The sequence below is a fragment of the Rivularia sp. UHCC 0363 genome, assembly GCF_034931125.1.
In the GTDB taxonomy this organism is placed as follows: Bacteria; Cyanobacteriota; Cyanobacteriia; order Cyanobacteriales; family Nostocaceae; genus Rivularia.
Map to the genome: position 1 here is coordinate 27295 of NZ_JAYGHM010000021.1, position 20843 is coordinate 48137.

Genomic DNA, 20843 nt, shown 5'->3' on the forward strand with positions numbered 1-20843 from the left:
GTTTTGATTTCTTTGCCGGTGCTGACATCCCACAGTTTCACCGTCTTGTCAAAACTGGCAGAAGCTAGCATCTTGCCATCGGGGCTGAAGCTGACACCTCGAACATCGTTTGTATGCCCAGTTAGGGTTTTGATTTCTTTACCGGTGCTTATGTCCCACAGTTTCACCCTATTGTCACCACTAGCAGAGGCTAACATCTTACCATCGGGACTGAAGCTGATACCCCAAACCGAGTCTGTATGCCCAGGTATGGTTTTGATTTCTTTGCCCGTGCTGGTATCCCACAGTTTTACCGTCTTGTCAAGACTGGCAGAAGCTAGTATCTTGCCATCGGGGCTGAAACTGATGCCATAAACCCAGTTTGTATGCCCAGTTAGGGTTTTGATTTCTTTGCCAGTGCTGATATCCCACAGTTTAACCGTGTTGTCAGCACTGGCAGAAGCTAGCATCTTGCCATCGGGACTGAAACTGACGCCATAAACTGAGTTTGCGTGTCCTCCCAAGGTGTTAGGTGCGGCAACATTGTGAACTGTATTTAATAATGCCAGTTTTACCTGAGTGCGGGTATTCGCATCTACCCAGAATTTACCTCGCATTTTGACACCAGCTTTTACGCTTGATTCGACAGCTTTTTCCCCATCTAAACCCAAAAGCCCATCGGAACTTTGGGCAAAGGTATTAATTTGACTGATTTCGGCATTCCCCCAACTTATACCCGCTAGTCCAGATAAACCACTCAATCCCAGAATTACTGCGATCGCAATCCGCCACCGCCAACTATGATTTTGGCGTTTTTGCAATACGCTTTCCTGCACAAACTCAGCTTCAAGCTGATTCAACCAATTATCATCGGAATTGAGTTCTTTATCCAACACATTGAGATAAGGATTCGTATTCCATAAAAATTGTACAGGTTTCTCTCTCGAACCCTCTTGCTGATTCTGCGATCGCGGTAAAAGTCGGGCAAATTGAGCAGGAACTTTATTCAGCTTGTTTTCGATTGGGAACCAGAATCGTTGATCTAACCGATCCAAAACAGAACCAGTCTTATCTAGAATCCCTTTTGGCTGTTCTTTGTCCTTATTTTTTAAAATTTCCCACTCCTGAGCCGCAGGAGTTAACCGCCGTTGCAGAAGTAAATTTTCTTCTTCCTTTTGCTTCCAAGCTAATAACTTTTCCCATCCCCGCACCAAAGCATCATGAGCAGGTTCTACGTAGGGATTACCCTTCGCATCTTGTCCTTCCACCAGTAATCTAGCTATGCTAAACCGCTCAATTACTTTTTTCACCAAACTATTTTTCTCTGGTGGATATTTTAGTTCTAATAATGGGACTTGTCTACGGGCTAACTCACCCCCACCTAATGCCACCATTCGCAGCATCACATGACGGATAACTTGCTTATAGGCTGGATTTTCTTTAACTAGCGCCTCATATTCCTCATCAGCTCGTTGGGTAAGCGATCGCATGACTCCCCCCAATTCTTGATAATCTGCTTGGGTTAGAGCGCGGTCAATATTTTTACCTTGATTAAACTGTGCGTTACGCTGGCGTTTGAGATATTTTAAAAATAGCTCCCTCAAGGCAAAAGATAGGAGGGGCAATGCTCCCGGCATATCGGCAACTTCATCGATTAACTGTTCAACTAAATCATTCGGCTGAAAATACATTACCCGTGAAATAGCTGGTTTTTCGATTGCTTCCCGCAATTGCGATCGCGTCATCGCAGGAACAATAAATCTTCCACTTTGCCAACGTCTTTGTAAAAATGTGTTTCCTAAGTTCAGTTCTTCGCAGACAAATTTTAAACCCGCATCTCTAACTTGGGATTCAAAGTCGGAACGGAGGGTTAATATTACCCGTAATTGATGACGATGGTGATTAATTGCTGTGAGTATCTGTTGGAAAAATTCTTTACGCTCATTCTCATTTTGACAGAGGGTAATTATTTCCTCCGTTTGGTCAATAAATATTAATAATTTGGAATTAGGATTATTTTTTACCCAATTTCCAACACTTTGAGCCAGAGTTTTTTGTTTATTTTCTAATTCGATTGTTGATAATCCCCCGTCAATCAGGGCTTTATTGAAAGCTGAGAAAGGCGTTTCACCGGGACGTATAGTTGGCAATATGTACCATTTCTGGCTAGTTTCTTGTTTTAATTTGGGAATTAATCCGGCTTTCACCAAACTCGATTTACCCGAACCACTAGCACCGAGGACAACCGTGAGAGGATTAGTTTTGACGAAATCTTGTAATTTTTCAACTAATTGGCTCCTGCCAAAAAATAATCCACTATGTTCTTCCTCAAAGGAATTTAAACCAGGGTAGGGATTTTTTGACTCATCTAAAGGTGGTGCTGGTGGCAAATTCAATTCGTGAGTAGGTGAAAGAAAAATATACTCACCTTTATCATGTTTGTTTAAACACCATATACTCGGTGTTTGCCGCAAATTACATTTCTCTGTGGGAATTTCCACGCGATCGCGCAAATATTGATATAACTCAGTTGCAGTAATTACCCCATCTCCAGCAGGTTTTCCATTTTTGGCAGGTGGATAACTATCTGCTTCACCTGCTAACGCTTCTAATAACGCAGCAGCAAAGGGGGAATGATTATCTACTTCACCCCGTTCTGTATCTAATTTAAAGTTATCTAAGGCTTTTTGGTCGGAAGCGGAGGACGTAATAATTTGCCATGCAGCATCGCTAATAAAACGGTCATAGCGTTCTTGATAAATAACCTCTGATGTCGCTAATAAATCCCTTGTACTCGACCAACGAAAAGCTCCTGCAAAACAGCAATCAAGTATTCCTAAAAAATGCCGACAAGGTAATTGACTCAAGGCATCGTGCAACTTAGTCATTGGTAGATAACTATTCGTATCACCGGCTTTCGCATCCTGGGGAATTAAGTAACCAGCCGGACCATCATCGCCATTTAGCGCCACTCCATGACCGGCAAAATAGAATAATAAGCGGTCATTTTCCGTAACTTGTTCTGGTAATGTTTTTTCTAAAAGTTGATTTAATTTACCTAGAGTTGCAACTTCGTCTAAACAAACCCAGACTTGATAACCATGCTTTTCTCGGAGAGTTTCTACTAGTTTTTTGGCATCGTTAACGGCGGTTTTTAGGGAAGAAATGCCGTTTTGGTAGTTATTGATGCCGATAATAAATGCTAGGTTGCGGGAAAATCCATTCTTAGAAATTGTTTCTGTGTGGTTAGATATTTTGGGTTGTTCGGTGATATTCACAATATGACTCTCGCTTTAATGTAATTTTTTTGAACTAATATTTTTTTAGGTTTATCTCTGTTTTAAATCGTAATAGTCATAATTACTTATTTTCATCCGTTACATTGTTATAGATGTCGAGGATTTGAACCTATGCAGTTTTTATTTTTTGAACACCATTCCCGTTAAGCCTTCACAACTGCCTTGAAATCAATTTCAAGGCTCATATACAAAGTACGTTAAAACGTACTAAAAGCCTTGCTCAGTCTTCAAAAGAGCGACTATGGCTTACGCCACGCTGCGCTAACGTGTATAAGAGAGGGGAATTTATTCCAAGGTGGTTGTTGAGAATGGTGCAAGATGTTAGATGAATAGGAATGCTAGCTATTAGCTCGGGGTTTGCAACCCCGAGCGGATTTAAGTTGAAGTTCCCATCAATGCGGTAGCAAGGGCTGTTAATCCTTCTGGATCGCTAAAGTAACTCATGTGGTCGCAACTCACCCCATGAATTTGCGGTTGAGGAACACGCGCACTATTCACGCTTGTGATACTAGTCACGGTTACAGCTATATCATTGGGTTGACCGAAAAACGCTAGGTCTATTGATTTATTTCGCATTCTCTGCATTAGTTGCTGCAATTTATTGGTGTCATTGGTTATAGACTCCATTGAGTTATTACCAGCAATAATGGAATACGGAATACCTGGATCTGGACTCGTAGCCAAGGATTTAAGAAAATCAGAACCTGGTTGCATTTGATCTAGGGAAATATCAATTTTTTCAATGATACCTAGCAAGTTACTCAACATCTTGGCAGGGAAAGCGAATGAAGGTAAGCTATTTAAGCCAAATGTGACAAACATTAATGCCCATTCTTCTACTGTAGACCAAGGTGAACCAGCATTTGGGGTACCCAACATAATCAAATGATTGACGATTTGGTTTCCACCTTCCCTTTCGATAAACCAACGGGATATCAAACCACCCATCGAGTGTGCGACGATTTGCAGCTGTTTACCGTGATTTTCACCCAAACCCACTGCTTCCAAGCGCTGTTTTAATAATAAGGCGTTTTCTTCGATGGAAGTATGCAGATTTTCGTAGTCAAAGCTCAGAATCAAATCATACTCTTCTACTAATGATTTTTCCTGACCTTCTGCTTCCAATTTTGCTCGCTGCATACAGGGTAGTAAACTTTTGGTTTCACCTGTAATACCGTGAATAAACAAGGCTATTTTCTCTGAAACGGCAACTCTTTGTTTGACTTGTTCCGTATCTATTTCATAACTAACCCTTTCATCGGCTGCGACATTTGCTACTGCTAATTGCGGATAGGAATATTCTAATCCTAGCTTTTCATTTGCAACTTTTTGGAAGAAGATTTTAAAAGCACCTTTTAAATCTCGTTCCCCAGTATTTACAGCTTCGGGCAGATATTCCAATCTAATTTCAGTTCTACCATTTTGAGAATATCCAACTCCCAAAGGAAAATAAAATTCACCGTCATAAGCAATCGGTAAAACTTTTTCTCCGGGTGCTAGGGAGGTGTCAACGATTAATTTTAAAGGATTTTCGCGGGTGACTGTGGAGATAGTTTCAAGGTTGACATCCCTTAATTCTAAAACGTTAGCAGCAGGTTCGATAGAACGACTGTTAGTTAATGGGAAGGGTTGGGATTCCCGTAACAATGGTGGTAAATGATTGTTATTTGCACCTCTACTTGATGAGGAAATATTTGTTAAGCGAGCTTCAGCTTGTAACTGTGGATGAGCTTTTAATAATACTCCTGCACCCAGGGATACTCCACTTCCAGAGTTAGGTACGGCTGTAGTTTCTAGGGGTCTAGTAGTCCTAATTACGACTTGAGAAGTTACCCAATCATCGTATTCTTCGGCTTCTTCAGTTCCTAAATCACGGGATTGCAAGCGATTCATTAAACGATTGAGAGTACCAGCACGTAGACTTCCTCGCTCGCTTGGTGTATATTTTTGACGAATTACATCGAGTTTTTTCTGTTCTAAAAGTCGAGCATCAAATTCCGAAGTACAAATAATTAGTTTCAAAATATCTTGATATTGAGTAATTCCCTGATTCCACAAATCGTCGGGAACGCTTGCAGGAATAGCTTTTCCACCTAAAGCCCAAGCTTCTTGGTTTGGTTCAAGCTTGATACTACCAGCTTCAAAAAAGCCTGCATTAATCGAAAATTGTTCGGTTAAATCGAGTAAAGCACAATAAAGCGTTTCATTGCTAGTATTTCGGAGCTTAACTTTAAAGGTCGGTTTTTTCCACTTATCGCTGTCATCTTGATAGTAATTGAAGTGGATTTCACCATCTGATAAGATTTTGTTGTCTTGATGAATTTCCATTTCAATCGCTTGAGAAGAAATGCGACTATTTGCTGTACTGGAAAGTTCGCTTAAATTTGTCCACCGGGTAATATGTTCGAGTCGTTGAATAATTTTAATGGCGCTATCTTTAGTATAATCTTGAATTGGAGCAACTATTGGTACACCGTCAGCAGGTCGAGTAATGATATATTCACCTTTACGAGCCAATACTTTAAACGCTGTTTCGCTGTCGGCAACTTCTCGCAGATATAGCGAAGGTTGATTATTTTCGATAGTTTGGATTGCTTGTTGTAATAGTTTCACTCCTTGTGTATCACCTGCAAAGCTTACGGTTTTGGGTGGTAAAGGTAAACTGGTGATAACGGCTTTGAAAGTTTGTTGTTGATCTAAATTTGCCATACCGCTAATTGTGACTTTGCTTAATTGCGGCAAAACTTCTGTAACTTGCGCTTCTCCGATTTTATTTGATAATAAACGTAAATCTTGTCCTTGGTTTTCAAGCGGGAAAACAGCCAAATGCATAGTTTCCTCACCTTTTGCACGAGGTACACCATGTACCGCACCACCATCAATTACCCAGCCATATTGTTTGTGATATGACACGGTATAGTAAGGATGACTCTCACTAATTGCACCACCCAAAAATAATTGGTCTAAATCGCTTGTCTCAATTGCTTCTAACTGTGGGGATTGATTGCTGATTTGACTGCGTACTGATGCATTGGTTTGCTTAAATAAATCTCGATAAGTCAAATTTCCTTTAGCTTTCTTGAGAGTTTCCGTAAGGAAATAACAAAAAGCCCCCCGATGTTCGCCATCTGCGCGATATTCTTTAGCAGTTTGGGAATTTTGACAAGATGCAAACAAAATATGTTTTCCTCTGGGTAAGCTCCAACCAGAAGTTTGTTTATCTGATGCGATTAAATTCTCAATTTCTTCCCGTGAAAAAATAAAGCTTTCTAAAGGACGCTGACGCTCATCTGTAGAAAATTCACGCACTGCGGTTTCTTGAAATGGATCTCTAGTCCCCGAGCCAGAATGACAGCAATCTAAAATCAGTGTAATGTGGGGATTCTTATGAGCTACTTCCGAAATTAACTTAGCTAATTCCTTATCTGCTAAATCCCAACCTCCTTGGGAACGACTGTCATAACAAACTAGAGTTTCATTCAATTTATCCGGTTCCAAATCCCAAAATTCTTTGGGTGCTTGTTCGCGGGAACCATGACCGCTGTAATAAAATAAAGCGACATCATCACTATCTGCTTGACATAAATGCTCGCGGAAACCATCAATAATTCCTTGACGGGTTGCTTGTTGATCTTGAAGAATATTTAAGTTTAATTTCCATCCTTCGGCTTTGACACGGGATTGCAAATATTCTTCTATGGCTTTTACATCGTTGACACAACCTTGGAGAGGGCTAACTGGTGCAGCGTAGTTATCGATGCCTACTAATAATGCGTAAATATTACGAGTCATAATTATGTATATCCTAAGTTAAATTGTTATAGAAATTGTAGAGTGTAACTTATGCAGTATTCAGAAATCTTCTTCAACTACGTCAAAGTATTTGCAAAAGCTTGGGGAGAAGCAAACAATCTTTTTTTAAGTAACTTTAATACAAATTCCGTGGCATACTTTCCTGTATTATCCGCAGCACCTTGATTTCGTAATTCCGCATAACGCTTGCGCCGTGCTTGCTGTAATTCTCAGTTAGTAATGCCGGATGCTCCACTTCCCAGTGCTAAATTACAGCTATTTGGTGAGGTGCTGGCTGAATTACTGGAAAATCGTCACAAGGCTTTGGTGTTTAGTCAATTCGTTGACCACTTGCATATCATACGTGATTACTTGGAAGAGCAAAATATTAAATATAAATATTTAGATGGCAGTACTCCAGCGGTAGAACGGAAAAAGCGAGTAGATGCTTTTCAAGCTGCGGAAGGGGATGTATTTTTGATTAGTTTAAAAGCAATATCCGCGATCGCATTACTCAGCTTCATGGTAATTAATCCTAGAGTGAACGCTCAAACATTGCCCGAAGTTAACATCAAGCCGCAAATAGAGAGAATGCAAGTTGAATCCGATCCAAATCAAAATTTAAACCAAGATGAGCAGAAAGTAGCAAATTATTTAACACAAGGATTTAGTCTTTTTAAAGCGAAAAACTACCCCGAAGCAATAAAGGCTTTCAACGAAGTAATCAGAATACAGCCAAACAATCAATATGCTTATTTCGGTAGAGGAGTTTCTAACTATCTATTAGAAAAATATCAACAGGCAAAAACTGATTTAGATAAATCTATAGAACTCGATTCCTCATTACCTTTAGCCTACTTCTTTAGAGGAATTACAAATTCTGCATTAGGTAACAAAGATAATGCAATTACAGATTTAGAAACAGCAGCGAAATTGTTTGAAAAAGATGGAAATACAGAATTAGCTCAAACATCCCGTGATGTAATTAAGCGGATACGTAATGCATAAAATCCGCGCCCTCACCCTCGAAGGGTGGGGCTACAGTTACAAAGCCCCTCCGGATTCGGCAGTCCCTTCAACGGAGTCAAAGCCGATTTAGTTATTTTGTCAGGTTGCGAAACAGCTTTGGGAAGAATCACAGGTGATGGTGTAATTGGATTGTCTCGCACTTTTCTCGCTGCTGGTGCGGATAGTGCGATCGGTTCGCTGTGGAGTGTTCCCGATGAGTCAACAGCATCACTGATGACAGATTTTCATGCTAACTTAAGTAAAAACACTGGTAAAACGGGTGCATTACGTCAAGCTATGTTGGAAACGATGAAAAAGTATCCAAATCCCAGGGATTGGGCTGGTTTTACTTTGATTGGGGAAGCGGAATAATTGGTAATTGGTAATTTTATGTAAGTATTTTAATTAGTCCACGCAGGTGGACTTTGTTTTTGTAGCCCCACCCTTCGAGGGTGAGGGCGATTTTTTATGAATTACAAGTTACTATTATTTTCATTTTTGCATAACCCCCTCAACACCCAGAGATATAAATATATAGTTACCAGATTACTGGTGATGCATAAGTAACCGAATTGTCGTTAGGGTGCATTTCAAGGCAGAACCCATCTAAATTTTGCCTTTAGTGCGGATGAAACCCGATATTGATGCTTGTTGTGGAGGTTTTATGGTAGCCGATAAAAGTCGGGAGCAATGCTGAATTTTTGCAAAGAATCGATTGGGGTTTGCACGGATTAGTTAATACTAAAGATATTCCGTATATTAATTCAGCTTCACAAGTGAAACCAGAGTCTATAGGAGTATCGCGCCTTTCCGCACACTTTTTGCACAGGTGCGGCGTAGCCGCACCCAGCTTCTACTAATTTAGATGCGTTTGCCCTGGTGAGTACTCCATCTTCGGTATTATTATCGCTTTGTTTGTTTTGACGATTGTTGAATCCTGCTAATGCTAAACCGGAACGTAATAACGGATTTTCTAAGTTTACATATTGGGGTTTATCAAATTGACTATATATACGAACAATTATTCATACTTCTGAGTAAGTAAAGGGTATGCAATAATTTTTGCATTTACATGGATGATTTATCAGTATTTTTATGGATTGGATACGAAGTTTTATGCAAAAAATGTTTATCCTTCTTAGGGAATAGGTAAAATTCTTGAAGGTGCATCCTATAATCAGAAAACGCCCTCATCCCCGATATATGCTAGGATTCTGTATTAAGAAAGGCATAACGCGAGTTAAGTTATGGAGCAAGTCACATTACCCGAAGTTCTCACCCTGGAAGAAGTTTCAGAATATTTACGTTTGCCGATTGAAACTTTGCAGCGTCAAGCTTTACAGGGAAAACTTCCAGGTCGTAAAATCGAAAATGAATGGAGGTTTTTGAAGGTGGCAATTGATGACTGGTTGCGCTCCCAAGGTAGTCGTTCTACCTTACTTCAACAAGCGGGTGCTTTTGCTGATGATGCTTCGCTGACGGAATTGAGAGAAAATATCTATCAAGCGAGAGGACGTTCGGAAGTTGATGAGTAATTGAAACGTAAATGTATTTGCTTGACACTGATACTTTAACCCATCTTTATGCTGGAAATACAAATGTTATTGCCAGGTTAAATGCTGTTGAAGATTCAGAGGTCGGAATTACTATAATTACCAAAGCAGAAATGCTACGCGGACGGATTGAGTATCTAATCAAAGCAGAAAATAGAGAAAGTCTATTAAAAGCGCAAGAGCTTTTTTTTCGCACTGAAGAATTATTAGCAGAACTTTTAATTGTTCCCATCAGTCAAAGAGCAGCAGATGAATTCGAGCGTTTACGTGCGGTTTCAAAGCTACGCAAAATTGGGCGAGCAGATTTATTAATTGCGAGTATTTCCTTAGCTAATAGAGCCACATTGGTTACACGAAATCTCAGACATTTTAAACAAATTCCTGGAGTACGGGTTGTGAATTGGGTTGATTGAAACGCCAAATAAGCTATGTCAATAATGCGATGGCACATGAGTGCCCGCCGAAGCCATCGCAACACATTAACTGTTGAGGTTGATTTTGATTATTCATACGTGATTATACTGTATTCTGATATTTACAATTTAATATAGTTCTCAGGGTTTTCCGGAGTATGCAAAAATCTATTTTTTTGCTGCTAGTCGGTAAGAGAAAATTAGTAATCAGAAAACGCCCTCATCCCCGAGATATGCTAGGATTTTTTATTAAGTAGGGTATAACGCGAGTTAAGTTATGTAGCAAGTTACATTATCCGAAGTTCTCAGCCTTGAAGAAGTTTCACAATATTTACGTTTGCCTTTTTGTTTCGCAACGAAGAATTGATAAACTATACTAATATATCTGACTTAAAGAAATTAATTATGCAGTATCAGGTTTTTGTTCAAAGTCATACAGATAAAAAGTTTATCGCTTCTATTATTGGCATTCCTAATAGCACAGTTGAAGGTGGCACAAGGGAAGAAGCAATAGCGCTTGCCAAAGCTGCTTTAGAGAAACAACTGGCATCAGGTGAGTTAGTTACAATTGAGGTGGGTAAACAATCGCAGCAACAAACAGACCCTTGGCTTAAGCATATGGGTATTTTTGCATCAGACCCAACATTTGATGATTTTTTGACAGAAGTAGCAGCTTATCGTCAGCAAGTTTCGGAAGAAGAAATTTTTGAATGACTTGCTACATAATGGATACAGACCATCTGAGTCTATACGAACGCGGTCATCCTCAAGTATGCGATCGCATTATCAAAGCGCGACAAAATTCTTCTGATAAGCTGTTTACAACAGTTGTGAGCCTTGAGGAACAGTATGCTGGGCGCATAGCCCAAATCCGTAAAGCCAGTACACCTGAAGCGTTGGTCTTTGCATATGAGAAATTAAAGCAAATCTTTACTTTGTTTGCGGATTTAGATATTTTAGAATACGATTTTAAAGCAGATGAATGCTTTCGAGAATTTAGAAAAATAGGGATTCGTATTGGCACTTTAGATTTACGAATCGCCGCAATTACTCTTACTAACGGCGGTATTTTATTAAGTAGAAATCTAAAAGATTTTGAGAAAGTACCAGGGCTAACTATTCAAGATTGGTCAATTTAACGAGCATATTTATTAATAGTTAAATTCAGCACTGATAAGTGGGTAAATAAAATTACTTGTGTCATCGTTCACTGCCTGGATATTTCCCCAACGCCTAAAATCATCGCCACTCACCCAAAAACGTAAAAGCCGCCCAGTAATTAGGATTGCGCCATTTGTCAGAACGCCACATCTTCAACTGTGTCGCTCTCAAAGCATCCGAGGCTGACTTGCCTTCCTGCAACATTTCCTTGTAAAATTCTTGCATAAACTCTGCCGTACCTTGATCGTCAACTTTCCACAAGGAAACTACCAACCGTTCTCCACCTGCATACATTTCTAGTTGCTTTTGTTGGTTGAGAAGTTCTGAGATTTCTGTTTGTAATTTGTCAGCGTTGTCTTTGAGAACTGGGTTTCTTATCTTCTCGCTATTGCACCAACGCTGTTTCCTTCGATTTTCAGTTTAAAGTTATCGGAGATTATTTTCCAATCGTGGTGAAACTGCAAACCATATTTTAACAATATTCAGATTGATTGCACTTAACCTTCTAAAGCACTATCAATTTGTGCTATTTTCTCTTCCAATAATGTTCGTAATTTAGCAAGCTGTTCTGAAGATGCGGTTTCTAGAGAATCCTTGGACAACTTGTTTATCTTATCAATGGCAACGCTTACTTCTTGAGATTCCCTCTTTTCCGACTTTAAGTACTTAGCTTTAATTTTCTTTATTTCTTGCCGCGTCTCTGGTACCGTAAGATTCTCTTGAATAACCTTTTGAGTTAAATTTGTCCGCTCCAATGTTGCCTTTTTTTCTGTAGTGTTCAATATCTTTGCCGACAAGGTAGATAATGCCAGTGCATGAGCGCCCTTTAAACCTTGTTGTCGGATAGCTTCTTTCAAATCTTCTGGCAAAAACAACATTGGCATTAAATTAGATTTAACGGAATTAGGGTTTAATCCAAGCTCCAACAATATCAAAAATATATCTTGCTCTTCACCCATGACTCCCAATAATTCCAATCCTTCCTGCTGTTCTTCCGCACTAACACTAATTAACTTAGTTAACTCCTTTATTTTCTTATCTCGTTCAAGTCGCTTGAGTATAGTTCCCATAGCGGTAGAAATTAAATCTAATTCCAATCCAGTGGATTTATTTAACTCCTTAAAAACAGCTTCAGCTTTATCCAAGGGATTTAAGTCTTCAAAACCTAAAAATGTTAGCAATGAAGATTGATCTAAGTCTTTAGGAGAAGCTACAACAACAGATCGAATAGTTGACCACTTTAATAACTTAGCTGCTTCCCAACGCAATTGCCCATCAAGAAGCATATAACGACCATTATCTTGCCGAACTAAGATTACTGACGTTATTTGACCATGTTTTTTAAGCAGTCGAGCTTTTGCTTGAATTGATTCTGGTGTGATTGTTTGCCGGGGCTGACTTGGATTCGGGTCGATCAACCCTAAATCTACCTCAAGTTCTCCTGATTGATGCTGTAAATTCTCTCGGAGCTTTTTTAACTCCTCTTCCAATTCGGGAGAATGACTAGCTCGAAGCTTTTCTACTTCCGCTTGCAATTCGGTAATTTTTTGTTCTTTGTCAGTTTTTTCGATTGCGCTATTGAACTTATTAGCAATTTTAGGCAAAGCCACTTTTTATTATTCTCCTATTTATCTTTAATTAAAGCTGTCAGATCATCAGCTATCTGCTTAAAATCCTTACAAGCCTTATGTGCCGGTCGATATTTTTGTAATGGCAACCCGTGAGCGCTGCTATTTTTAAATTCGTTAGAGCAACGAATCCGAGGATAAAGTTTCAAACCCAATTGCTCTGTAATTTCTGGTAGCTGTTGCAAATACTGCCTATGTATCGCTATCGAATCATCGTACATACTTGGCACAAAACCCAAAATCGGCGGTCTTGGTTCCAACTGTAACTCATCTCCTGTTGAAATACACCACTCAACCAATTCAGCAGAACCCGAAATAGATTTCATTTCCAATTGCACAGGAACCAAAACATGAGTTGACGCAGCCAAAGCATTTACATTTAGCATCCCCAAAGTAGCGGGACAATCCAATATCACCAACTCGTGAGGCAAAGGATATTTCTTCAATCTATCTGCCAGTACGTACTCCCCCCTTTTTCTCACCACCAAGTCATTCGCAACTTCAGCAAGCATTGGATGCCCTTGGCAAACTTCTATCTTCTCCTCTCCCCAAGAAGAAGCCATCTGCCAATCCCCCTTAAACTCTTTTGATAACATATAAGCCGAACTATCGACTGCCTCTACTGGCTCTAATCCACAAAAAACATCCAAGGAACGCTGCGGATCTAAATCAATCAGCGCTACCGAAAATCCCCGACGCAGTATCTCATAGGCAATATGTACGCTAAGCGTTGTCTTACCAACACCACCTGCATTTGCTAAAAGTGAAAGGACTATTTGCTTCATATACCTTCGTCGTATTTCAAAATACTACACCAAAATTGGTAAAAAATATTTATTTGTCTACAATAATAGTTTGCCATGTATTAGCATTTGTTTATCATTAATTTATTGCTAACTTTAACCATAACAGTAATGTAACAACACTTATTCTTACCTTCACAATCAAGCAAACGCACAAAGTTCAAAGACGAAGGCAGCGATCGCAATTTAGCAAGTATTTTTAAATTAGAGGTTTTATTGCAAAAGCACTCCATTAAATCTATTACCAACACTACTTGGACCCATACGTATCAATAAAAATGCCCTTTGCGTTGAATCATAGTTGCTTCTTGGAGTTGCTTGTCTACATCTTGAACAACTACTTCATATAATGATGCTTGCTCTTTAGTTAAATTAGTGTATAGTTTCTGCTCGACTTTATCGGGCAAATCGCTGATAATTGATCGGTCGGTTTTTACCCGACGTAAAATTAAAGGTTCAACCAACTTTTTGAGGGTGGTTGCTTTTACTTTGTTATTATCCTTTTGGATGGGAATTTCAAAAGACTTACGGAATTGCGCTTGTTTACCTAAATAACCGGGGTTGAGAAAATTAAAAATTGACCATAAATCTAGCAAGCGGTTTTCTACAGGAGTTCCCGTTAAAGCTAATCGGTGTTTTGCTCCTAGCTTGAGAATTGCCTTTGTCTGTGCTGATTTAGGATTCTTAATATTTTGTGCTTCATCTAAAACTATACGCTGCCATTCAATACTATTGAACAGCTTTTCATCCTTACGGGCTAGGGTAAAAGAACTAATTATCACGTCGTATTGTTTGCAAGCTGCTTTAAATTCGGCTGCTGATTGAAGGCGATCGCCACCGTAATGTACCATCGTTTTAAGATGCGGTGCAAATTTGGCTATTTCTTTTTGCCAGTTTCCCACAACTGAAGTCGGTGCAATCAATAATGTAGTTAAATTATTATCTTCATTTACTTGCTCTTTCTCCTGTACTAATCGCGCAATTACCTGTACGGATTTTCCTAAACCCATATCGTCTGCTAAACAACCATTTAATCCCAGTCGTTCCAAATAAGCCAGCCAGGATACACCACGTTTTTGATATTCTCGTAAAGTTCCTTGCAAATTCGCTAACTCGGAAACTGGTTCTAACTGGCTTTTATCTTGCAACTTTGCCATCATCGCGGACATTGCTTCATCATGCTCAATTTCCCATTCTTCCCCGGATTCTGCACTCTTTTGTAAGAATTCCAGCAACGTCATCTCTGGCTGCTCGTCTGCATTTTGCTGCCAAAATTCCAGTAATTGCTGCATTTTATCGCGGTCGAGTTCCATCCACTGACCGCGAAAATTTACTAAGGGAGATTTTGCATTTACCAATTGTTCCCACTCTTTAGGTGTGACAGCTTGCTCACCAATGGCTAATTCGTAGCGATATTGCACTAAAGAATCTAAATCAAAATAACTTTTCGTTTTACTTTTACTCGCTCCATTCTTACCTGAAGACGCTTTGAGTTTAATTTTGGCGCGACGGCGACCTGCGGGGGTATACCATGACGGTACAATTACTTTAAAACCGGAATCTTCCAATACCCAAGCACTTTCCTTGAGAAAATCAAAGGCTTCATCTAAACTTAACTGTAACCCTGTAGGGCGATCGTTCTCTAAACCTTTCCACAAATTGGGATACATACGTGCTGCGTAACCAAGATTAAGCAGCAAATTGGTTTGAAAATCTTGACCAAAATCCTTGTGTATCGCTGCTTTAGCTTCATCTTTCCCGCTCCAGTAGTCAGCTAATGTTAGCTTTAAAGAAGGATCTTTTTTACTAGCGACAAGAAAATGTATCTGCCAATTATCTATATAATCTGCTGTTGCAGAGTCTAGTTGAAAGCATAAATGAAACAAAGAGTCCGCAATTGTGCGAGTAATTTTGGTTTTCCAAGTCAACCATTGTTGGTATTCTTCTGCTTTAGTATTTGTTGTAAGAGGATTGTGCTGTCTGGAATGAAGGCAATAGTAAATTAAAGAATCTGTAATCTTTTTATCGAATAATTTAACTGGATAGAATCACCCCGGAGTGTCACGCGGTTATTGGGGTCGGGCAAATCTTCGGCAGTTAACCACCAATCTACCGAGTGAGTTGCGATCGCTTCAAAAGCATTTTTTTTCTGAAACGATAATCCCAAAACTGAGGGAGACTCTTGAGCAATCATATCTGCATTCACTTTCCCCAATAACTGTACGTGACCCATTGGATAATCGAAATCTTTATCACCCCAGTAAAAATCATTGATTGGCAGTTCTTCATGCACCGAACTGATATTGATGATTTTTCCAGTACGTTTGGTTGCAATTAAATGTTGAACTATACAAAAAGAGTAATAAATGAAACTTAGCCAAAGAAATAAAGCGTTATATGGTTCGTGATTAACAGAACTTTTGTCCCAGTTAACTAAGATAGTCATTGACAATCACTTCAAAGTCATGCAAAAACAAGAAACCTTAGCTCAATTAATCTGCCGTACTGTATTAGAGTTTGAGCAACGGCAAGCACAAGAGTTACAACAGCAAAGCTATGTAAAGAATGTTTTGCCTGAAACAGCAAAAAGGCTCGCGTCTCATCCGAAGGGGAACGTGTGATGAATTGCGAGTGAGGCTCCGGAGTGTGGTCTGACAAATTTGAGCATAGAAATATTTTCTATCAAATAATTAAGAGTTTTATCTAAGGTTTCTGAGTCTGTCAGAACTACTATTTATAATGAGAAAGTCTATTTATATTAGCTACTACATTGCATATAATACTATAATTTCATCTTTATAATTATTAACCAAACATAAATAAGTTTTATTTATAACTATAAAATAGTACCCATGTTCGCTTGCTGGACAGTTGGCGATCGCCCGAAGGGTGACGCTGATTGTTACCTACTCAAAATTGGCTTGATAGTCAGCACATTAGAGAACGCATATGCCACAAGTCTTTACCAGGCCAGAAGGTTGCACCTTTACCGTATTCGTTAGTAGCACACAATTCTTTGATTTCGTCTCCAAGCTTTTCGGTGGAGTTGTGAACCAATACGTGTACGGGTTCAGCACCCAATTCCATCAAGAATCTGGTAACACCGTATACTAAGTCAGGGTCGCCATAGATAGCGAAACGCTTACCGTGTAGCCATGCGTGAGAGTCAGTCATAGCATCAACAGCACGACCGCGCTCTTCTTCTAACTCTTCAGGAATGGGCTTACCGCTCATTTCGCTGAGTTTCATTAATAACTCATCGGTACCAGTAATACCCCAAGGGCTTACAACATCTGTCTTTTGCTTCCACTCTTTCTCGATGTATTCACGAGTTTTGGTAGTAGAGTGTCTTTGCAAACACAATGTACCTTCAGCATTAATTGAATCAGCGGCATCTTCCAATTTAGTACCTTTAGTGTACATATGGAATTGACCGTCGTTGGGTGAGTCAACGTAATCGGAGTTGTCAGCTAACAAGGTATAATCAATACCCATCAAGTTAGCAATACGCTTAACTTCGCGCAAGTTACCAACGTAAGTATCAAAACCGGGGATTATGTTGATTTTGCCATTGGTTTTATCTTTCTTCTTACCTTCGGTAAGGTTGATAAGAATACCCTTCAACATATTATCGTAGCCGGTAATATGAGAACCTACGAAGCTGGGGGTATGAGCGAAAGGTACGGGTAAATCTTCAGGAATGCCACCTTCATTTTTAGCATTACCGATAAATGAACCCAAGTCATCACCGATGACCTCAGCCATGCAAGTAGTGGAAACGGCAATCATTTTAGGCTTGTACAGGGTGTAAGCATTGGTCAAGCCATCGATCATGTTCTTCAAACCACCGAATACCGCAGCATCTTCAGTCATAGAAGAAGAAACAGCAGAGAACGGCTCTTTGAAGTGACGGGTTAAGTGGGTGCGGAAATAAGCAACGCAACCCTGAGAACCTTGTACAAAAGGTAAAGTACCTTCAAAACCAGCAGCAGCGTAGATTGCTCCCAAGGGCTGACAACCTTTAGCAGGGTTGATGGTCAAAGCTTCACGAGCAAAGTTCTTTTCGCGGTATTCCCACGATTTAGTCCATTCTGCGATTTCTTTAACTTTTTCAGCAGGGTGTCCACCTTCAAACTTTTTCTTACCCTCGAAAAGTTCTTGATATTCCGGTTGGTGAAATAGCTCTACGTGGTCTTGAATCTTATCTGGATTCTGTGGCATTATGTGTCTCCAAGCTTAACGAATAGATTGGTTGTTAGTAGATAAAAGTTAGTATTGCCGGGATAGGTTTAAGGAATAGGGGGAAGCTTTCCCCCGTCCAAATTCCTAATCCTTAAACAGCAGCTTTAGCAGTAGTAGTAGCAGCAGCTTTTGCTTCTTTCTTCCAAGGAGTTCCAATCAATTTCCAGGAAGGATTGTTGATTGCTAAATCCATGTCACGAGCGAAGATAGCGAAGCCATCATAACCGTGATAAGGACCGGAGTAATCCTTTTTATGGTTTTTATAAAATACATCATTTCATGTTTTCTACAAGCAATGTCAGGATTAAACATTGTTTTTTAATTACATATTTATTTGTAGATTAGGTTTAGTCTAAAAATAGCGATGCATTACTAGGATTAAGGTTTTTATTTATTGAATACAGGGAATAGGGAATAGGATTAAAAAGATTAGTATATGAAAGATAAACTATTATCGGAATTAGAAAAAGTAAACCAGCGTTTAAAATCGGCGAAAACAAAAGTTACAATTAGAGAGTCGAATGGTAGTTTGCAATTACGCGCAACTTTACCGATTAAACCGGGAGATAAAGATACTAGACGAACTGGGAAGAAGCAATACAATATTAGTTTAAATATTCCCTCTAATTTTAATGGTTTAAAAACTGCTGAGGAAGAAGCATACGAGCTAGGTAAATTAATCGCTCGTCAAATATTTGTGTGGAATGATAAATATTTAGGTAAAGAAGCAAGATCAAATTTGAAAACAGTTGGAGAACTGTTAGAATTATTTGAAACAGAATATTTTAAAACTCATCAACGTACTACAAAGAGCGAACATACTTTTTACTATTATTTAACAAGAACTAAAAGATCTACTAATTTTAGAGATTTAGCAACTGCTGAAAATCTCATAAGTTCAATTGAAAAAATCGATAAGCAGTGGGCAAAATATAATGCAGCCAGAGCGATATCTGCATTTTGTCATACATTCAAAATCGATATCGATCTATCAAAATATTCCAAAATGCCGGAACATAATTCCCGGAAGATACCCACGGACGTAGAGATATCTGCGGGATTTCTGAAATTTACAGATTACCTCAATGCTAGAGGTAAACAAGTTAATCAAAACGTTCGAGATAGCTGGCAACTATGGCGCTGGATATATGGAATGCTTGCAGTATATGGTTTGCGTCCGCGAGAATTGTTTATCAATCCCAATATTGACTGGTGGTTGAGTGCAGATAATGCAGATATGACGTGGAAGGTTGATAAAGATTGTAAAACGGGGGAAAGAGAGGCACTACCGTTATATCAAGAATGGATTGCAGACTTTGATTTAAAAAATCCCAAATATTCAAAAATGTTGATAGATGCAGTTAATAAAAAAGATAAAAACAATCATGCAGAGATAACGGCATTAACACAACGAGTAAGCTGGTGGTTCCGCAAAATAGGATTAAATTTCAAACCCTACGATTTACGTCATGCTTGGGCAATTCGAGCGCATATTATCGGCATCCCCATCAAAGCAGCAGCAGATAATTTGGGACATAGCGTACAGGTGCATACTCAAACCTATCAGCGGTGGTTTTCCTTGGATATGCGGAAGTTGGCGATCAATACAGCTTTGAGTAAGAGGAGTGAAGTTGAGGTGATCAAGGAAGAGAATGCAAGGTTAAGGTTGGAGGTGGAGAAGTTGAGGATGGAAAGGGTTTATAGATATTGATGGGGTGCTTTATTTTTACGAAATTTGCAGGTAAACACCACAATTTACTGTTGGGTTACGGCGCAATTTGAGATTATTAATTTTACATCAAAGTTAAAAATGCGCCTAACCCAACCTACAATTGATAAATTAGACTATGTAAGGCTTTTAGTACGTTAAAACGTACTTTGTTTATTAAGCTGATGTGCGGCTAAATTATATAATGTGAAAACGTGAAAATATTGTAGTGCGGTAGCGCAGCGTGTCCGTAAGGACATGCATCTTGCGATCTTGTCTTATACAAATTAAATGCGTAACATCTTAGCCGTATCAATTGATTTCAAGGCGAGAATTCGGGGTTAACGAGAATGGTGCAAGATGTAAGTTTATATTCTAAATATCTCATGAAAGTTTGTTTTTAGAATGCCTATATTAATTCAATATATTTGATCGTGTCCAATTTCTTTAATATTTATTTTTATCGTTCATCCAAGCATGATCGCGATCGCCGCACCCTTTCGGCTGAACGCAATATTCAACAACACACGACATATAACTATTTATCATATCTTGACGGCAGTCACCATCGATGGGTAAATGAACTTTGTAATCGCTAATCTTTTAACAGGAGTTAAATTATGGAACTCGTTCAACAATTGATCAGCAATTTAGGGGTACAAGAAAATCAAGCTCAAGGTGGGGCTGGACTAATTTTAAAGCTTGCTCAAGATAAGCTTGGTGGTGGAGAATTCGCCAAGGTTGCATCCGCGATTCCCGGTGCTGATATGCTTTTAGGTGCTGCACCTAGCGAATCTGGTGGTGGAATGATGGGTGCTTTGGGTGGTATGGCTGCTGGGATGATGGGTGGTGGTCAAGGTGCTGCTTTAGGAAGTTTGATGAGTTTGGCTGGTGGCTTTTCGCAGTTGGGAATGGATGGCAATATGGTAACTAAGTTCTTTCCGATAATTCTCAATTTTGTGCAGCAGAAAGGTGGAGCCGAGGTAGCAGGTATTTTATCAAAAGCTTTGCAGTAAGGGTTTAGCAGTAGCAATGATGGGTTGTCTAACAATATCAGCTAAGTAAGTCGGTGTTAAAAAATCAAGATATGTCATTGCGAGTGAAACGTTAGCTGAAGCTTTCCCGTTCACCGCAAGGTGTCCCGTAGGGAAGGGTAGCAATCGCAAGGTTTTGAAGCTTGTTTACAATCTTTTACATAGTTATGTTTATTTGTGCCGACTTACTTACTCGTTAGATGACCTATTAGCAATTATCAAT

General features: G+C 39.3%; 15 protein-coding genes and 3 pseudogenes. 9 read left to right on the top strand and 9 right to left on the bottom strand.

Features of this window, described 5'->3' with window-relative positions:
- Positions 1-3257 (bottom strand): caspase family protein (locus VB797_RS13935; RefSeq protein WP_323238289.1); only part of this gene is annotated, 3257 nt, incomplete at its 3' end.
- A gap of 396 nt (positions 3258-3653) precedes the next feature.
- Positions 3654-7070: a caspase family protein gene (locus VB797_RS13940; protein ID WP_323238290.1), complete on the bottom strand. Its 3417-nt coding sequence runs from the start codon at positions 7068-7070 to the stop codon at positions 3654-3656.
- A 204-nt stretch (positions 7071-7274) separates the two neighbouring features.
- On the opposite strand from VB797_RS13940, the pseudogene VB797_RS13945 reads away from it, so the two are divergent.
- The 7 genes and pseudogenes from VB797_RS13945 to VB797_RS13975 form a co-directional block, all read left to right on the top strand.
- Positions 7275-7565 (top strand): annotated as a pseudogene (locus VB797_RS13945) (helicase-related protein); the annotation flags it as partial.
- A 96-nt stretch (positions 7566-7661) separates the two neighbouring features.
- On the top strand, positions 7662-8078 hold the full coding sequence (locus VB797_RS13950) for a tetratricopeptide repeat protein (protein ID WP_323238347.1): 417 nt from the start codon (positions 7662-7664) through the stop codon (positions 8076-8078).
- Positions 8079-8102: 24 nt separating this feature from the next.
- Positions 8103-8450: a CHAT domain-containing protein gene (locus VB797_RS13955; protein ID WP_323238291.1), complete on the top strand. Its 348-nt coding sequence runs from the start codon at positions 8103-8105 to the stop codon at positions 8448-8450.
- A gap of 875 nt (positions 8451-9325) precedes the next feature.
- On the top strand, positions 9326-9613 hold the full coding sequence (locus VB797_RS13960) for a helix-turn-helix domain-containing protein (protein WP_323238292.1): 288 nt from the start codon (positions 9326-9328) through the stop codon (positions 9611-9613).
- An 11-nt stretch (positions 9614-9624) separates the two neighbouring features.
- Positions 9625-10044, top strand: coding sequence for a type II toxin-antitoxin system VapC family toxin (locus tag VB797_RS13965; protein ID WP_323238293.1), 420 nt, complete (start codon positions 9625-9627; stop codon positions 10042-10044).
- A gap of 405 nt (positions 10045-10449) precedes the next feature.
- A complete protein-coding gene (locus VB797_RS13970) occupies positions 10450-10758 on the top strand; it encodes a type II toxin-antitoxin system HicB family antitoxin (RefSeq protein ID WP_323238294.1) in 309 nt (102 codons plus the stop codon).
- Positions 10755-11183 (top strand): type II toxin-antitoxin system VapC family toxin, encoded by a 429-nt coding sequence (locus VB797_RS13975; RefSeq protein WP_323238295.1) that lies wholly within the window; start codon positions 10755-10757, stop codon positions 11181-11183. Before VB797_RS13970 ends, VB797_RS13975 begins: the two co-directional genes overlap by 4 nt.
- A 100-nt stretch (positions 11184-11283) precedes the next feature.
- On the opposite strand, the gene VB797_RS13980 is transcribed toward VB797_RS13975, so the two are convergent.
- From VB797_RS13980 to VB797_RS34970, 7 genes and pseudogenes are all read right to left on the bottom strand, one after another.
- Positions 11284-11499, bottom strand: a complete 216-nt coding sequence (locus VB797_RS13980) for a CHAT domain-containing protein (protein WP_323238296.1) — start codon at positions 11497-11499, stop codon at positions 11284-11286.
- A 203-nt stretch (positions 11500-11702) separates the two neighbouring features.
- Positions 11703-12815, bottom strand: a complete 1113-nt coding sequence (locus VB797_RS13985) for a ParB/RepB/Spo0J family partition protein (protein ID WP_323238297.1) — start codon at positions 12813-12815, stop codon at positions 11703-11705.
- Positions 12816-12829: 14 nt separating this feature from the next.
- Positions 12830-13618: a ParA family protein gene (locus VB797_RS13990; protein WP_323238298.1), complete on the bottom strand. Its 789-nt coding sequence runs from the start codon at positions 13616-13618 to the stop codon at positions 12830-12832.
- A gap of 299 nt (positions 13619-13917) precedes the next feature.
- Positions 13918-15666: pseudogene (locus VB797_RS13995) on the bottom strand (DEAD/DEAH box helicase); the annotation flags it as partial.
- Positions 15639-16082 (bottom strand): hypothetical protein, encoded by a 444-nt coding sequence (locus VB797_RS14000; RefSeq protein WP_323238299.1) that lies wholly within the window; start codon positions 16080-16082, stop codon positions 15639-15641. The pseudogene VB797_RS13995 and the gene VB797_RS14000, both read right to left, overlap by 28 nt.
- A 482-nt stretch (positions 16083-16564) precedes the next feature.
- A complete protein-coding gene (gene nifK, locus VB797_RS14005) occupies positions 16565-17857 on the bottom strand; it encodes a nitrogenase molybdenum-iron protein subunit beta (protein WP_323238300.1) in 1293 nt (430 codons plus the stop codon).
- 112 nt (positions 17858-17969) lie between these two features.
- Positions 17970-18134 (bottom strand): annotated as a pseudogene (locus VB797_RS34970) (nitrogenase molybdenum-iron protein alpha chain); the annotation flags it as partial.
- 180 nt (positions 18135-18314) lie between these two features.
- On the opposite strand from VB797_RS34970, the gene VB797_RS14015 reads away from it, so the two are divergent.
- Both VB797_RS14015 and VB797_RS14020 read left to right on the top strand, forming a co-directional pair.
- Complete coding sequence (locus tag VB797_RS14015; RefSeq protein ID WP_323238302.1) at positions 18315-19589, top strand: site-specific integrase; 1275 nt, start codon at positions 18315-18317, stop codon at positions 19587-19589.
- 617 nt (positions 19590-20206) lie between these two features.
- Positions 20207-20602 carry a DUF2780 domain-containing protein gene (locus tag VB797_RS14020; RefSeq protein WP_323238303.1) on the top strand — a complete coding sequence of 132 codons (396 nt, stop codon included), beginning with the start codon at positions 20207-20209 and terminating at the stop codon, positions 20600-20602.
- The last annotated feature ends 241 nt before the right edge of the window (positions 20603-20843 follow it).

Bases quoted from the DNA above. Each gene is read 5' to 3' on its own strand.
- VB797_RS13940 (WP_323238290.1), bottom strand. From the start codon at position 7,070: ATGACTCGTAATATTTACGCATTATTAGTAGGCATCGATAACTACGCT.
- VB797_RS13970 (WP_323238294.1), top strand. From the start codon at position 10,450: ATGCAGTATCAGGTTTTTGTTCAAAGTCATACAGATAAAAAGTTTATC.
- VB797_RS14020 (WP_323238303.1), top strand. From the start codon at position 20,207: ATGGAACTCGTTCAACAATTGATCAGCAATTTAGGGGTACAAGAAAAT.
- VB797_RS13975 (WP_323238295.1), top strand. From the start codon at position 10,755: ATGACTTGCTACATAATGGATACAGACCATCTGAGTCTATACGAACGC.
- VB797_RS14015 (WP_323238302.1), top strand. From the start codon at position 18,315: ATGAAAGATAAACTATTATCGGAATTAGAAAAAGTAAACCAGCGTTTA.
- VB797_RS14000 (WP_323238299.1), bottom strand. From the start codon at position 16,082: ATGACTATCTTAGTTAACTGGGACAAAAGTTCTGTTAATCACGAACCA.
- VB797_RS13990 (WP_323238298.1), bottom strand. From the start codon at position 13,618: ATGAAGCAAATAGTCCTTTCACTTTTAGCAAATGCAGGTGGTGTTGGT.
- VB797_RS13950 (WP_323238347.1), top strand. From the start codon at position 7,662: ATGCAAGTTGAATCCGATCCAAATCAAAATTTAAACCAAGATGAGCAG.
- VB797_RS13965 (WP_323238293.1), top strand. From the start codon at position 9,625: ATGTATTTGCTTGACACTGATACTTTAACCCATCTTTATGCTGGAAAT.
- VB797_RS13980 (WP_323238296.1), bottom strand. From the start codon at position 11,499: ATGTATGCAGGTGGAGAACGGTTGGTAGTTTCCTTGTGGAAAGTTGAC.
- nifK (WP_323238300.1), bottom strand. From the start codon at position 17,857: ATGCCACAGAATCCAGATAAGATTCAAGACCACGTAGAGCTATTTCAC.
- VB797_RS13960 (WP_323238292.1), top strand. From the start codon at position 9,326: ATGGAGCAAGTCACATTACCCGAAGTTCTCACCCTGGAAGAAGTTTCA.